12 protein-coding genes are annotated in these 13,861 nt (G+C 68.4%); 11 read left to right on the top strand and 1 reads right to left on the bottom strand.

Translation table 11 applies throughout. The features are described from left to right. Positions 1-285 precede the first annotated feature (285 nt). From WS95_RS03770 to WS95_RS03760, 4 genes are all read left to right on the top strand, one after another. Positions 286-1,836 (top strand): sensor domain-containing diguanylate cyclase, encoded by a 1,551-nt coding sequence (locus WS95_RS03770; protein WP_059822373.1) that lies wholly within the window; start codon positions 286-288, stop codon positions 1,834-1,836. 256 nt (positions 1,837-2,092) lie between these two features. Further along, a complete protein-coding gene (locus tag WS95_RS03765; protein WP_034204795.1) occupies positions 2,093-2,368 on the top strand; it encodes a hypothetical protein in 276 nt (91 codons plus the stop codon). 161 nt (positions 2,369-2,529) lie between these two features. Beyond that, positions 2,530-2,781 (top strand): hypothetical protein, encoded by a 252-nt coding sequence (locus tag WS95_RS34620; RefSeq protein ID WP_156444428.1) that lies wholly within the window; start codon positions 2,530-2,532, stop codon positions 2,779-2,781. Continuing rightward, complete coding sequence (locus tag WS95_RS03760) at positions 2,778-3,812, top strand: succinylglutamate desuccinylase/aspartoacylase family protein (RefSeq protein ID WP_034204793.1); 1,035 nt, start codon at positions 2,778-2,780, stop codon at positions 3,810-3,812. Before WS95_RS34620 ends, WS95_RS03760 begins: the two co-directional genes overlap by 4 nt. A gap of 61 nt (positions 3,813-3,873) precedes the next feature. Here WS95_RS03760 and WS95_RS03755 read toward each other — a convergent pair whose 3' ends face one another. After that, positions 3,874-4,944, bottom strand: a complete 1,071-nt coding sequence (locus tag WS95_RS03755; RefSeq protein ID WP_034206186.1) for a double zinc ribbon family protein — start codon at positions 4,942-4,944, stop codon at positions 3,874-3,876. A 574-nt stretch (positions 4,945-5,518) separates the two neighbouring features. Here WS95_RS03755 and WS95_RS03750 point away from each other — a divergent pair. From WS95_RS03750 to WS95_RS03715, 7 genes are all read left to right on the top strand, one after another. Beyond that, the gene (locus WS95_RS03750) at positions 5,519-6,439 is read left to right on the top strand and encodes a recombination-associated protein RdgC (protein ID WP_059822371.1); all 921 of its coding nucleotides are present in this window, start codon (positions 5,519-5,521) and stop codon (positions 6,437-6,439) included. A 491-nt stretch (positions 6,440-6,930) separates the two neighbouring features. Continuing rightward, positions 6,931-7,491: a GNAT family N-acetyltransferase gene (locus tag WS95_RS03745; RefSeq protein ID WP_059505503.1), complete on the top strand. Its 561-nt coding sequence runs from the start codon at positions 6,931-6,933 to the stop codon at positions 7,489-7,491. Positions 7,492-7,557: 66 nt separating this feature from the next. Further along, positions 7,558-8,511, top strand: a complete 954-nt coding sequence (locus tag WS95_RS03740) for an ABC transporter substrate-binding protein (RefSeq protein WP_059822370.1) — start codon at positions 7,558-7,560, stop codon at positions 8,509-8,511. Positions 8,512-8,564: 53 nt separating this feature from the next. Further along, a complete protein-coding gene (locus WS95_RS03735) occupies positions 8,565-9,614 on the top strand; it encodes an LLM class flavin-dependent oxidoreductase (protein ID WP_059822366.1) in 1,050 nt (349 codons plus the stop codon). Positions 9,615-9,624: 10 nt separating this feature from the next. Continuing rightward, complete coding sequence (locus tag WS95_RS03730) at positions 9,625-10,977, top strand: LLM class flavin-dependent oxidoreductase (protein WP_059822364.1); 1,353 nt, start codon at positions 9,625-9,627, stop codon at positions 10,975-10,977. 62 nt (positions 10,978-11,039) lie between these two features. Next, the gene (locus tag WS95_RS35990) at positions 11,040-12,839 is read left to right on the top strand and encodes an amino acid ABC transporter permease/ATP-binding protein (RefSeq protein ID WP_082746843.1); all 1,800 of its coding nucleotides are present in this window, start codon (positions 11,040-11,042) and stop codon (positions 12,837-12,839) included. Between the two features lie 34 nt (positions 12,840-12,873). Further along, positions 12,874-13,806 carry an ABC transporter substrate-binding protein gene (locus tag WS95_RS03715; protein ID WP_059822362.1) on the top strand — a complete coding sequence of 311 codons (933 nt, stop codon included), beginning with the start codon at positions 12,874-12,876 and terminating at the stop codon, positions 13,804-13,806. Positions 13,807-13,861 lie beyond the last annotated feature (55 nt).

The following is a 13,861-nucleotide window of genomic DNA, read 5'->3' as shown; positions in this document are numbered from 1 at the left end:
TGCGTGCGGCTGGATGTCGTCGCGCCGGCTTCGCGGTCGCCGGTCGGCCGCTGACCATCCGCACATCGTTCCGTTCGCAACGATGCTGCCTTCGCGCCGACGCATCCGCAAGCCGCCCCCAACCATGGTCGACGACCGTCGCGCGAGGCAGCGCGTGGCGTCGCCGACCGGCCCGCGCCGCCGGTTTTTCATGGTAATGTCGTGCGCATCCGGCTCGGCCGGGCTTCCGCCACGTGCCGTGCGGGCGCCGCCAGCCATCGCGACATCGTGTCGAGGTCGACAACCATGGCAGTCAGGGCATCTCTCCTGAACTCCGTTCTCGCCACTCCCCCCTCCGGCAACCACCGCGTGACTGCCGCGCTGCGTCCGTCGATGCTCGTGACGCTGTTCGAGGACGTGCGTCCGATGGCGCTGTCCGGGCTCGCGAGCGGTTTCGTCGCGGCCGTCGCGCTGCTCCGGCTGCAGCAGCTGTGGTGCGTCGCGTGGCTCGTCGCCGACGTCGGCCTGCTCGTGGCGCGCCTGTCGATCGCACGGGCGTACGCGGTGCGGCGCAACGCCGGCGACGATCGCGCCGAATACTGGGCGATGCGTTATGCGCCGGTGTCGCTGGTCGCGTGCTTCGTGCTCGGCCTCGGCGCGATGGGCTGCGTGCAGGCCGCCGACGTCGAGCTCGGCACGCTGTCCGTGATGGTCGCGGGCGGCGTGTTCGGCGGGATCGCGTCGCGTAATTCGGCGCTGCCGCGGCTCGCGATGACGCAGGTCGCGCTCGGCGTGCTGCCGATCGGCGTCGGTGCGCTGCTGGCCCCCCGGCCGGGCGCGTGGCTGCTCGTGCCGCCGCTCGCGATCTATCTCGCGGCGATGCGCACGGTCGTGCAACGCCACTATCGCGTGCTCGTCGCGCTGATCGCCGCGCGCCAGCGCAACGCCGAACTCGTCGCCCGCTTCGACGCCGCGCTCACCTACATGCCGCACGGACTGTGCATGATCGACGGCGACAGCCGCGTGATCGTCGCGAACCGGCGCACCGCGCAACTGTTCGGCTCGCCGCGCGAGATCATGCTCGATACGCCGCTTCCGGCCGTCGTCGCCGCGCTCGGCGCCCATGCTGCGATCGATCCCGGCGGTGCCGGCCTCGCCGCGCAGTGCGACGACTGGCTGAGCCGCCACGCGCCCGGGCCGCTCGACATCGCGCTTGCCGACGGCCGCCAGCTCGAACTGACGCGCCACCGCGTGCCGGACGGCAACGCGGTGATCATCGTCGAGGACGTCACCGCGCGCCGACAGACCGAACAGCATATCCGGCACCTCGCGCGACACGACGCGCTGACGGGTTTGCCGAATCGCCACGAACTGCATGCGGAGCTCGAGCGGATGCTCGCGCGCCGGCCGCGGCTGCCGAGCCCGGCGTTCGCGGTCATGTATCTCGACCTCGACGGTTTCAAATCGATCAACGACCGCTTCGGCCACCAGGCCGGCGACGAAGTGCTCACGCAGGTCGCCGAGCGGCTGGGCAAGACGCTGCCGCCGGGCGAGCTTGCGGCACGCATCGGCGGCGACGAATTCGTCGTCGCGATCGACGACACGACGATGCACGCCTGCTCGATCCTCGCCGCGCGGATCATCCGGCAGATTTCGGCGCCGTATGCGCTGTCGATCGGCGAGACCGTCTGCATCGGCATCAGCATCGGCATCGCGCTCGACGACGGGCACGGCTCGCCCGACGAGTTGATCCGGCAGGCCGACAGCGCGCTGTACGACGCGAAGTCGGCCGGCAAGGGCATCTACTGCTTCTATTCGAGCGGCAGCCGCCGCATGGCGCCGGCCACCGCAAGCTGAGCCGGCGACGCGCGCGCCGCAGCGCGCATCCCTTTTGCGCACCCGCCGCGGCCTCCCGACGATTCGATGCCGAAACGCTTTGCCGGTTCGCACGCGGCGCCGCGTGTGCGCGTGTCACGTGACGTGTTCCGTAACATCGCCGTCCGGCACGCCGAAGAAGACTGCAGAAGCCTGCACGATCGAGGCCGAGCGCGGCATTTCGCGGCTGGCACCCTTATTGCTCCTTGATGGGAAAAGCACGTTTCAGGGAGCCTATATGAATACCGTCGACGTCCTCGCACGCACCGAAATCATCGACGAACAGGCCGTGATCGACGGCGCGTCGCTGATTCGCCGGCTCGTATCCGACCGCCGGATGCCGGCCGCATACGAAGCCGCATGCGTCGACAATCCTCCGCTCACGCTGTACGGCGCGTTTCGCCAGGGCGTCGCCGATCACGCTGCGGGGCGCGCGAATCCGTATCGCGCCGGCAGCCGTTTCTGGGCCCTGTGGGAAGAAGGACGTCTCGAAGCTGAAACATCCGGCCGGTAACCCGGTTGCACGCGCCGCCCCTGTCGCGACAAGGGCGGCGCGAGATCCGACGTATGCATGCGGCCGGCCGGCGCGCCGGCATGCGTTCATCGCTGCAACATCCGCGTCGGTCCGGCGGGCATCGTCGTCGATCAAGACGAACGCGGGCCGTCCCGATCCGGATGGAGCACGAGATCGATCGCCGGCGGATCGCGATGCGCTCGCCAACGCGCGCACGGTATGGCGATGCCCGACGCCGCAGCCGCATCGGGCGGCTGCACGCCCGGGCATTCATCGATCGGATCAAACGGGAATGGGAGCCGTATTTCGATCGACGCGGCAGGCGTTCGGCACCGAACGCGCCCGGTGCGGCGCGCAGCGCTCGTTTCCTCTATAAGATGGCAGATTCCATGCATCGAACGACGCTGCCATGACCGCTTCCTCCTCACACCGAAATCCCATTCACTGCGAAATCGATCTCGACGCGCCGGGCAAGCACGCGGGGTACCTGCGGCTGCCGCACTCCGTGCACCGCTCCGCCTACGGCTGGCTGCCGATCCCGATCGCGTCGATCCGCAACGGCGACGGCCCGGTCGCGCTCGTGATGGCCGGCAACCACGGCGACGAGTACGAAGGCCAGATCATCGTCTCGCAACTGATGCGCGAGATCGAACCCGACATGGTCAGCGGGCAGTTGATCCTGCTGCCGATGGCGAATTTTCCGGCGGCGGATGCGGGCCTGCGCGTGTCGCCGCTCGACGAAGGCAACCTGAACCGCAGCTTTCCCGGCGACCCGACCGGCACGCCGACGCAGATGATCGCCCACTACATCGAGCACGCGCTGCTGTCGCGCGCGCAGTACCTGGTCGATCTGCACTCGGGCGGCAGTTCGCTGCTGTACCAGGGCGGCAACATGCTCGCGATCGATCCGCTCGACGCGGACGAAGCCGCGAAGCTCAACGGGCTGCTGAACGCGTTCGGGCTGCACAATGCGCTGCTGCATGCGCCGAATCCCGTGCATTCGGCGTCGGCCGCGCGCCGGCAAGGCGCGATCTCGATCGTCACCGAGCTCGGCGGCGCCGGGATGGCCGATCCGTCGCTGATCCGGCTCGGCCGGCACGGGTTGCTGCATTACCTCGGCTATATCGGGTTGCTGCACGGCGCGCTCGTGCCCGACGCGCCGCCGACCGTCACGCGCTTCATGCGCGTCGACGGCGATCGCCATTTCGTCTATGCGTACGAGCGCGGGCTGTACGAGCCGCTCGTCGAACTCGGCGACCAGGTGAAGGCCGGGCAGCCGGCCGCGTGGGTGCATTTTCCCGATACGCCGTTGCGCGAACCGGTGCTGCACCGGTTCAACGGCGACGGCGAGGTGGTGTGCAAGCGCGTGCCCGCGCAGGTGCGGCGAGGAGATTGCCTGTTTCAGTTGGCGGAGTTGTCCACGCCGCCGCGTGTCATCGAGTGACGCAAGCGACTGGCGCGTTCGCGACCGTCGCAAGCCGACGCCGGTGCATACGCGCCGGTTGTCAGTCGGACGACACCGGCGACTCAGTTCCCTGCGCAACGCCGCATCGATGGCAATGCGGGAAGAAGAAGAAATTCCGGCCCCCGCATTCGCCGCATGCATTGAAAAGTCTCAAGCCGCAATGTACGCAGAACGTGGAATCGTCGCCGCCGAGATTCCACTGTTTGTCGCACGACGGGCAGCGCTTTTTCTCGAGTGACCGGACGGCTTTTTCATATCCGATCGTGCGTGCGCGTTCGCCCCGATCCTGCTGCAATTCGAGCCGTTTGCGTTCGGCATAGCGCTGAAACGCCTTCATCATGTAAAGACCGGCGAATACCGTGAGCACGATGCCGACGAGGACCCGGACATAGCCGCCGAAATTCGGCAAGTACGGCACCAGTTCAATGAAAAACGCACTCAGCGCAAACAGGCCGAAACCGTACACGAACGGCCAGTAGCGCGCCTTGCGGTAGCGGATGAACAGCCAGATCGCAACCAGCAGGATCGGTAACGTCAGCGCTAGCCGCAGCCCGAACACCTGCATCTCGTAGCGTCGCGTTGCTTCGTCGAAGCGCCGTTCGGCCGCTGCGTCCGCTTCGGCGATTTGCGTGTCGACCTGATTTTGCTGCGACGTCAGCGCCCGTTGCTGGTCGCCGATCGCATCGATCTGATGCTGCCAGTCGACCACCACGGCCTGCAGCGTATCGAGCTTGCGCGTTCTCGCCAGAAGGTCCGGATCGCTCGCACCGTCTCCCGTCACCGCGCGGGTTGCCAGCCAGTTGCGGAAACTTTCCTTCTCGGCCGCGTATTCCTTCGCGGCTCGGCCGCGCGCCACTTCCAGCGTGTCGACCTTCTCGGCAAGCGCGTCGCGCTGCGCCAGCAGATGGCGCCGTGCCGCGTCGAGCCGCGCCTTTGCCGGCGCATCGGCGAATTGCTCGACGGCCGGCGGCCCCCCGCTCGGAGCGAACGCCATGTCCCGGATCACGAGGCTGCCGAGCATGTTCAGAAAGACCGCGAAGACGATCGCGATTGCCCATGACGCGATTCGCAGGAGCCGTGCAGGGCTGGTCAGGCCGTCACCGGGAGTCATCATCGTTTTTTTCCTGTTGTTGGAATGGTTTCCATTGTTATTAATCTCGAAGCAACCGTCGATGCTCTCTTTCTCGCCGGCTACCCGTCCGACTTCGCCGCGATGCCGAATGCCGATCCCGAGCGTTCGGCCTCCATTCGTGCCAGCGGACCATCACCTCGAGATTGGCGGAGGAACGTGTGGGTTCAGCTCGATGAGTTCTCGGGCCAACCTGACAGGCATCGCAATGCCGCAGCCGGAACAAACGCTATTGTCGGTCCGTTCGCCACAACACGGACAAAACCATCGCCCCGTGCAGGCGCGAGAGGGTTGAACGGACGTTTCGCCGGTTCTCAATGCTTCGAACTGCATTCGAACGGAGTGGCTAAAAAGTGCGCCCGTCGATGCACATCGAAGTTCTCCTCCCGCGACGATGACGAGTTCAGCGGAGCAATAGGGGCAATGCATGAGCGACAAGGTCGTGGAAATGACTGGAGCGGACTGGAATGCCGCCATCTTGGACGAGGCATCGACTGTCCGCAACCGACCGGCAGTCGCGCCGTCAGATAGAATGATGGGCTTTGCCCGTACGCCTATGTGGTTCAAGAACCTTCAGCTTCATCGTCTTCCGGCACCTTGGGCCGTTACCCCCGACCAGATGGAAAAATGGCTGGCGCCTCACGCGTTCCAGCCGGGCAGCAGCGTCGAAATGCAGCGCGTCGGCTGGGCATCGCCGCGTGACGACGGCGCGCTCGTGTATTCGATCAACCGGCAGATGCTGCTGCTGTTCCGTTCCGAAAAGAAGCTGCTCCCGGCGTCGGTCGTCAATCAGGTCACCAAGGCGCGTGCGCTCGAAGTCGAAGAGCAGCAGGGCTTCAAGGTTGGCCGCAAACAACTGCGCGAGCTCAAGGAACAGGTTACCGACGAACTGCTGCCGCGCGCGTTCAGCATTCGCCGCGATACCCGCGTGTGGATCGACGCGGCGAACGGCTGGCTCGTCATCGACGCGGCTGCCCAGGCGCTCGCCGACGACGTTCGGAGCCTGCTCGTCAAATCGATCGACGGGCTGCCGCTCGCGGGCGTGCAGGTGGCGCGTTCGCCGGTCGCCGCGATGACGGACTGGCTGTTGTCCGGCGACGCGCCGGGCGGATTCACCGTGGACCAGGACGCCGAGTTGCGCTCGAGCGGCGAAGGCGGCGCCACGGTGCGATACGTCGGCCACGCGCTGGAAGCGAACGACATGCGCCGGCACATCGAAGCCGGCAAACAATGCATGCGGCTCGCGATGACCTGGGATGACCGGATCTCGTTCGTGCTGACCCCGTCGCTGACGATCAAGCGTGTCACGCCGCTCGATGTGATCAAGGAAGCGGCGGATCCGACCGCGCAGAACGACGATGAACGCTTCGACTCGGACGTCGCGCTGATGACGGGTGAGCTGGCGCGGATGCTGGCGAGTCTCGTCGATAGCCTGGGCGGCGAGCGGCAGGACGCGACTCGTCAGGAAGCAGCCTGAACGCCGTCGTCGTCGAGGATCGTCGCCCCGCGACGGTGGGGCTTCGCGCCGACGCGACGATTGGAGGAGAACCGCCGCCACCCTCGCGGCGGCGAATCGCGGTCGGGCGCTCGCGATCCTGAACAGCCCGCCCCGCATCGGCCTGACCGGCAGGCCATCGAAGCGACGACACGCTGCCGATCCGCGGCGCTCGTCTGCGTTGCCCACACGTCGACCGGGCACGGCGCCCTGCCACGGGCGTTCGCCCCACCCCACTCCGCCTGCAAGCCTTCTTCCGCGTCCCGCGAAATCCTTATCGAAATTGCTTCGTTCGCCTTTGCCGGCCGCGCCGCTAACGTGTTCGAAACATGGCGGCGCGCCGGGTTGCCTCGCACGAAGCACGACAGCGGCCGCCATCACGACAACCGCGTCGCGATAACGGAACAGACCGGACGGGCCGTGTGCCCGCACCCCGCCAGGAACGTCCGCATCGCGCGCCATTCGCGATGCCCATGGCCACGAACGACCGCATCATCGACACGACGCCGCTCGACGTCCGCGCGCAACCGCTGATCGACGCGCTGATCGACGAGTATTCGACCCGTTACGACGCGTACCGCCCCGACAGCCGCGCGTCGGCCCGCGACGAGCTCGCGCGCTACCCGGCCGAACTGTTCGCGCCGCCCGACGGCGCGTTCGTGCTGCTGCTGCGCGACGGCGAAACGATCGGCGGCGGCGCGTTCAAGCGTTACGACGCGCAGACCGCCGAACTGAAACGCATCTGGACGCGCACCGACCTGCGCCGCCAGGGCCTCGCGCGGCTCGTCGTCGAAGCGCTCGAACTGCGCGCCGTGCAGCAGGGCTACCGCCGCCTCTACCTGACGACCGGCTTTCGCCAGCCCGAAGCGTGGGCGCTGTACGACCGCACCGGCTATACGCGGCTGTTCGACTCGTCGATCGATCCCGAAGCGTATTTCCACCTGCGTTTCGGCAAGGACCTCGTCGATCCGTCGCGCACGTCGACGCTGGCCGACCTGTGGGCACCCGTGCCCGAACCGGTGCTGCCGCGCTGAGCGCACGGCGCCCCGCCTTTCACGTTGCCCATTCCGCTTTCCACGCCTCCACGACAGGACGTTTTCATGCATCGAGCCGTACCGCTTTCATTCCGTGCCGTGCGCACGCTGGCCACCGCGCTGATCGGCCTGAGCGCCTTCGCCGCCGTCACGGCCGCGTCCGCCGCGACGTTCGACCTGAGCCCCGAGCAGCGCGGTCGCCCGCGCGGCGCAGCCGATGCGGCGGTCGAGCGCGCGGTGCCTGCGTCGTTCAGGTTCGCCGAACCCGGCACGCTGACGATCGGCATCGCGCCGAGCCTGCCGCCGATCAGCTCGTATGCGACCGACGCACGCACGGTGATCGGCTTCGACGCCGACGTCGGCCAGCTCGTCGCCGACAGTCTCGGCCGCAAGCTGAAGATCGTCGCGCTCGCGTGGGCCGACTGGCCGCTGGCGCTCGAATCGGGGAAAGTCGACGCGGTGATCTCGAACGTGACCGTCACCGAGGAGCGCAAGCAGAAGTTCGATTTCTCGACCTATCGCAAGGATCAGGTCGGCTTCTACGTGCGCAACGACAGCAAGATCCAGGCGATCCACGAGCCGAAGGACGTCGCGGGGCTGCGCATCGTGACCGACGCCGGCACCAACCAGGAAAAGATCCTGCTCGCGTGGGACCGCGAAAACGTCGCGCACGGGCTCAAACCTGTGCAGATCCAGTACTACGACGATCAGGCGATGCGCATCGTCGCCGTGCAGTCGGGCCGGGCGGACGCGGTGTTCAGCGTGAACTCGGTGCTCGCGTATCAAAGCGCGCAGCAAGGCAAGACGCGGCTCGTCGGCACGATCAGCGGCGGCTGGCCGCGCACGGCCGACATCGCGATCGCCACGCGCCGCGGCAGCGGTCTCGCCGAGCCGCTGACCGTCGCGCTGAACGGGTTGATCAAGAGCGGCCGCTACCGGCAGGTGCTCGACCGCTGGAACCTCGCGTCCGAAGCGATCGACCAGTCGCGCACGAATCCGCCCGGGCTGCCGAAGAGCTGAGCGCCGCGCGCCCGCAACCGTCCACCCACGCTCACGCAGGAACGCCGCTCACCATGTCTTATTCGCTTTCGTTGCTGGACAAGAGTCCGATCGCCGACGGCGCGAACGCCGCCGACGCGCTGCGCTTCACCACGACGCTCGCGCAACGCGCCGAACAGCTCGGCTATGCGCGCTTCTGGGTCGCCGAACATCACGGCACGCCGGGCTTCGCGAGCTCGGCGCCGGAGATCGTCGTCGCGCATCTGCTCGCGCGCACGTCGCGCATCCGCATCGGCTCGGGCGGCGTGATGCTGCAGCACTACAGCCCGTTCAAGGTGGCCGAGACGTTCAAGCTGCTGGCCGCGCTCGCGCCGGGCCGCGTCGATCTCGGCATCGGCAAGGCGCCCGGGGGGCTGCCGCTGACCACGCGCGCGCTGCAGTGGTTCCACGACAAGGCGCGCAAGCCCGACTTCGCGGGGCAGCTCGCGGAGCTCGACGCGTTTCTCGGCTGGGGCGTGGCCGAAGATCATCCGCTCGCCGGCGCGGTCGCGATGCCGGTGCCGCCGCAGTTGCCCGAACGGATCCTGCTCGGCGGCTCGCCGGACAGCGGCGCGCTCGCCGCGCGCCACGGCTGGCGCTTCTGCTACGCGGGCCATTTCAACGGCGACGACGCGAATCTCGAACGCTCGCTCGACGCATACCGCAGCGCGGGCGGCCAGAAGCCGCTCGTGGCGCTGTACGCCGTCGCCGCGCCGACGCGCGACGAGGCCGAGCGACTGATCGGATCACTGAAGATCTTCAAGCTGCAGTTCGCGGGCGGCCAGAGCTTCAACCTCGCCAGCGCGCAGGCGGCCGCCGAATTCGCACGGCAAAGCGGCGCGTCCGACTACCGGATCGACGAGCTGCGCCCGACGGTGCTGGCCGATACGCCCGAACGTGTGCACCGCGCGCTCGACGCGCTGAGCCGGCGCCTCGACGTCGATGCGTTCGTGATCGATTCGCCGGTGTCCGACTACGCGGCACGGCTCGCGTCGGCCGAGTGGCTCGGCGGCGCGCTGTCGACCACGCCGTTGCAGGCGGCCCTCGCGGCCGACCGTTCCCTTTCCCCCGACCAGAACGCGTGACGCTCCCATCATGACGACCCGACGATCGATCCCCTTCGGCCTGATGCTGCAAGGCGCAGGCAGCCACATGAACGCGTGGCGGCATCCGAGCAACCCGCCCGACGCGAGCATCAACCTCGACTTCGCGATCGGCGTCGCGCGCAAGGCGGAAGCCGCCGGCATCGCGTTCGCGTTCGTCGCGGACGGCCTCTACATCAACGAGAAGTCGATTCCGCACTTCCTGAACCGCTTCGAGCCGCTGACCGTGCTGTCGGCGCTCGCGGTCGCGACGAAGAAGATCGGGCTCGCGGGCACGATCTCGACGTCGTACAGCGAGCCGTTCACGGTCGCGCGCCAACTCGCGTCGCTCGACGCGATCAGCGGCGGGCGCGCGGGCTGGAACGTCGTGACGACGCCGCTCGAAGGCACCGCGAAGAATTTCGGCAAGGCGCACCCGGATCACGAGCTGCGCTACGAAATCGCCGACGAATACCTCGAGGTCGTGCAGGGCCTGTGGGACAGTTGGGACGACGATGCCTTCGTGCGCGACCGCGCGACCGGCCGCTTCTTCGATCGCGACAAGCTCCATACGCTCGAACACCGCGGCCGCTTCTTCCAGGTCGCGGGCCCGCTGAACATCCAGCGCTCGCCGCAGGGGCAGCCCGTGATCTTCCAGGCCGGCTCGTCCGACACCGGGATCGGCCTCGCGGGCAAATACGCGGATGCCGTGTTCACGCATTCGCCGTCGATCGAGGAAACGGCCGCGTTCACGCAGCGCGTGAAACGGAGCGCGATCGAGCACGGGCGGCAAGCCGGCGACGTGAAGATCTTCCCCGGCGTCGGGCCGATCGTCGGCCGCACGGCCGCCGAAGCGGAGGACAAATACCAGGCGATCCGCGACCTGCTGACGATCGACGAGGCGCTCGCGTACCTCGGCCGCTATTTCGATCACCACGATTTCACGCAGTACGCGCTCGACGCGCCGTTCCCGGAACTCGGCGAGCTCGGCCGCAACAGCTTCCGCTCGACCACCGACCGGATCAAGGCCGATGCGAAACAGAAAGGCCTGACGCTGCGCGAGACCGCGCTTGCGGTCGCGACGCCGCGCCCGAACTTCATCGGCACGGCCGAGCACGTCGCCGACGAGTTGATCCGCTGGCACGACGCCGGCGCTGGCGACGGCTTCATCCTCGGTTTTCCGGTACAGGCGCAGGGCATCGACGATTTCGTCGAACTCGTGATTCCGGTGCTCGAGGCGCGCGGCCGCTACAGCCACGACCTGCCCGGCGTCACGCTGCGCGATCACCTCGGTCTGCCGCGCAAGGCGAGCCGCTACGCGACGCCCGGCGCCGCACGGGAAACGGCCGCCGAAGCGCACGCCTGACGCCGCCGCGCCGCCCGCGCGCGGCGCGCCCGCCGATCGATCCATTCGAGGACTCCAACGACATGAGCGACACGACCCACCTCGGCGGCGCGCTGCCGCCGCTCTCTTCCCCCGGCGCACGCGCGCCCGGCACGCGCGTGCGGATCGTACCCGCGCGCCACCGGTCGCGCACGGCCGGCACCGTGCTCGCGCTCGTGCTGATCGCGCTCACGCTGCATTCGATCCTCGGCAACCCGCAATGGGGCTGGCCGGTGTTCGCCGAATGGTTCCTGTCGCCGCCGGTGCTGTCGGGGCTCGCGCGCACGCTGGTGCTGACGCTGCTCGGCGCGGTGTTCGGCTTCGTGCTCGGTGCGTTCGTCGCGCTGGCCCGGCTGTCGCGTTCGCGCCTGCTGTCCGCCAGCGCGTGGATCTTCGTGTGGCTGTTCCGCTCGATTCCGCTGATCGTGCTGCTGCTGATCCTGAACAACCTCGGCTACCTGTACGAGCACGTGCGGCTCGGCGTGCCGTTCACCGACATCGTATGGTTCGACACGCCGACGACCGACCTCATCAGCCCGTTCCTCGCGGCCGTGCTCGGCCTCACGCTGAACCATGCGGCGTTTTCCGCGGAAGTGATCCGCGGCGGCATTCTCGCGGTCGACCAGGGGCAGCTCGAAGCCGCCGCCGCGCTCGGGCTGCCGCGCGGCCGGCAGACCTCGCGAATCGTGCTGCCGCAGGCGATGCGCGCGATCCTGCCGACCGCGTTCAACGACCTGATCACGCTCGCGAAAGGCACGTCGATGGTGTACGTGCTCGCGATGCCGGAGTTGTTCTATACGGTGCAGGTGATCTATCGCCGCAACCTCGAAGTGATTCCGCTGCTGATGGTCGCGACCGTCTGGTACCTGATCATCCTGACCGTGCTGTCCGCGATCCAGGTGCAGGTCGAGCGGCACTATGCGCGCGGCGCGTTGCGCAATCCGCCGCCGTCGGTGGTCACGTTCGCGCTTGCGCGTATCGGCGGGCTGTGGCGACGTGTCGCGTCGCGCCGCGCGGCATCGAGCGTCCGTGCACGAAGCGATGGCGGCACGCCTGCCGATACCGCGGCCGCCGTGTCGCGCTCCGGCGGCGAAGTGGCCGTGCACGGCGTGTCGAAGCAGTTCGGCATGCAGCGCGTGCTCGACAACGTGTCGTTCGTCGCGCCGCGCGGCAGCGTGACCGTGATCGTCGGGCCGTCGGGCTCCGGCAAGTCGACGCTGCTGCGCACGATCAACCATCTCGAACGCGTCGACGACGGCTTCATCGACATCGACGGCGAATTGATCGGCTATCGCCGCGAAGGCGACGTGCTGCACGAGCTGAACGAACGCGACGTGCTGAAGCGGCGCACCGCCGTCGGCATGGTGTTCCAGAACTTCAACCTGTTCCCGCACCTGACGGTGCTCGAGAACCTGGTCGAAGCGCCGGTCGCCGTCGCCGGCATGACGCGCGACGCAGCCGAGCACGCCGCGCGCACGCTGCTCGCGCGGGTCGGCCTCGCCGATAAAGCCGATGCGTATCCGCGCCAGTTGTCCGGCGGCCAGCAGCAACGCGTCGCGATCGCGCGAGCGCTCGCATTGCGGCCGAAGGTGCTGCTGTTCGACGAGCCGACGTCGGCGCTCGATCCCGAACTCGTCAACGAGGTGCTCGACGTGATCAAGGAGCTCGCGCGCTCGGGCACGACGCTCGTGATCGTCACGCACGAGATCGGCTTCGCACGCGAAGTCGCGGACAACGTGCTGTTCATGGAACGCGGGCGCATCGTCGAGGCCGGCCCGCCTGCTGCCGTGCTCGATGCACCGGCCCATGCGCGCACGCGCGCGTTCCTGTCGCGGGTGCTGTGATGCGCGCCGCTTACGACTCGCGAGGTGCCGGACGATGACCGATCGACGCCAGTTCGTCACGGCCGCGCTGGTCGCGGCATCGGGCCTGCCGTGGCGTGCGGCTCGCGCGGCCGCCGCGACGGCCGACCTCGACCCGCGCCAGGCCGGCCGCGTGCGCGCCGGCCCCGACGACGCGGCCATTCGCGCGGCAAGCGGCTACCGCTGGGTGCGCGACGGCGCGTTCACGGTCGCGATCTCGCCGCACGCGCCGCCCGTATCGACCTATGCGACCGACGCGCGCACCGTGGTCGGCGCCGATCCCGACTATGCGCAGCTCGTTGCCGACGCGCTCGGCCGTACGCTCGTGCTGGTGCCGATCGCATGGGCCGACTGGCCGCTCGGGCTGACGTCCGGCAAGTACGACGCGGTGATCTCGAACGTCGGCGTGACCGAGAAGCGCAAGGAGAAATACGATTTCACGACCTACAGGCTCGGGCTGCACGGCTTCTACGTGCGCATCGGCAGCCCGATCGCGAAGATCGCGGAGCCGAAGGACATCGCGGGTTTGCGGATCATCACCGGCGCCGGCACGAGCCAGGAGCGCATTCTGCTCGAATGGAGCAAGCGCAACGTCGCGCAGGGGCTCAAGCCGGCCGAGCTGCTCTATTTCGACGACGACGCGACGGCGCGCGTCGCGCTGCTGTCGGGCCGCGCGGACGCGGAGCTGAACCCGAACGCGTCGCTCGCGTACGAGGCCGCGCGCAGCGGCAAGATCCGCCGCGTCGGCGTCGTCAATGCCGGCTGGCCGGCGAATGCCGATGTCGCGATCGCGACGCGTCGCGGCAGCGGGCTCGCGCCCGCGCTGACCATCGCGACCAATGCGCTGATCGGCAACGGCCGCTACGGGCAGGCGCTCGCGCGCTGGGGTTTGCAGAGCGAGGCGATCGCGCGGGCGCAGACCAATCCGCCGGGGTTGCCGTCGTTCTGAACGCGCCATGCAATCGCCCCGGCATGCCGTGACGGCGATGCCGGGGCACGCGACT

This window comes from Burkholderia sp. MSMB1826, assembly GCF_001526325.1.
In the GTDB taxonomy this organism is placed as follows: Bacteria; Pseudomonadota; Gammaproteobacteria; order Burkholderiales; family Burkholderiaceae; genus Burkholderia.
Note: the sequence above shows the minus strand (reverse complement) of the source record. Positions and strands in the feature narration are given on the sequence as shown.

Coding starts and splice junctions, on each gene's coding strand:
- WS95_RS03770 (WP_059822373.1), top strand. CDS start 286: ATGGCAGTCAGGGCATCTCTCCTGAACTCCGTTCTCGCCACTCCCCCC.
- WS95_RS03765 (WP_034204795.1), top strand. CDS start 2,093: ATGAATACCGTCGACGTCCTCGCACGCACCGAAATCATCGACGAACAG.
- WS95_RS34620 (WP_156444428.1), top strand. CDS start 2,530: ATGGAGCACGAGATCGATCGCCGGCGGATCGCGATGCGCTCGCCAACG.
- WS95_RS03760 (WP_034204793.1), top strand. CDS start 2,778: ATGACCGCTTCCTCCTCACACCGAAATCCCATTCACTGCGAAATCGAT.
- WS95_RS03755 (WP_034206186.1), bottom strand. CDS start 4,944: ATGACTCCCGGTGACGGCCTGACCAGCCCTGCACGGCTCCTGCGAATC.
- WS95_RS03750 (WP_059822371.1), top strand. CDS start 5,519: ATGTGGTTCAAGAACCTTCAGCTTCATCGTCTTCCGGCACCTTGGGCC.
- WS95_RS03745 (WP_059505503.1), top strand. CDS start 6,931: ATGGCCACGAACGACCGCATCATCGACACGACGCCGCTCGACGTCCGC.
- WS95_RS03740 (WP_059822370.1), top strand. CDS start 7,558: ATGCATCGAGCCGTACCGCTTTCATTCCGTGCCGTGCGCACGCTGGCC.
- WS95_RS03735 (WP_059822366.1), top strand. CDS start 8,565: ATGTCTTATTCGCTTTCGTTGCTGGACAAGAGTCCGATCGCCGACGGC.
- WS95_RS03730 (WP_059822364.1), top strand. CDS start 9,625: ATGACGACCCGACGATCGATCCCCTTCGGCCTGATGCTGCAAGGCGCA.
- WS95_RS35990 (WP_082746843.1), top strand. CDS start 11,040: ATGAGCGACACGACCCACCTCGGCGGCGCGCTGCCGCCGCTCTCTTCC.
- WS95_RS03715 (WP_059822362.1), top strand. CDS start 12,874: ATGACCGATCGACGCCAGTTCGTCACGGCCGCGCTGGTCGCGGCATCG.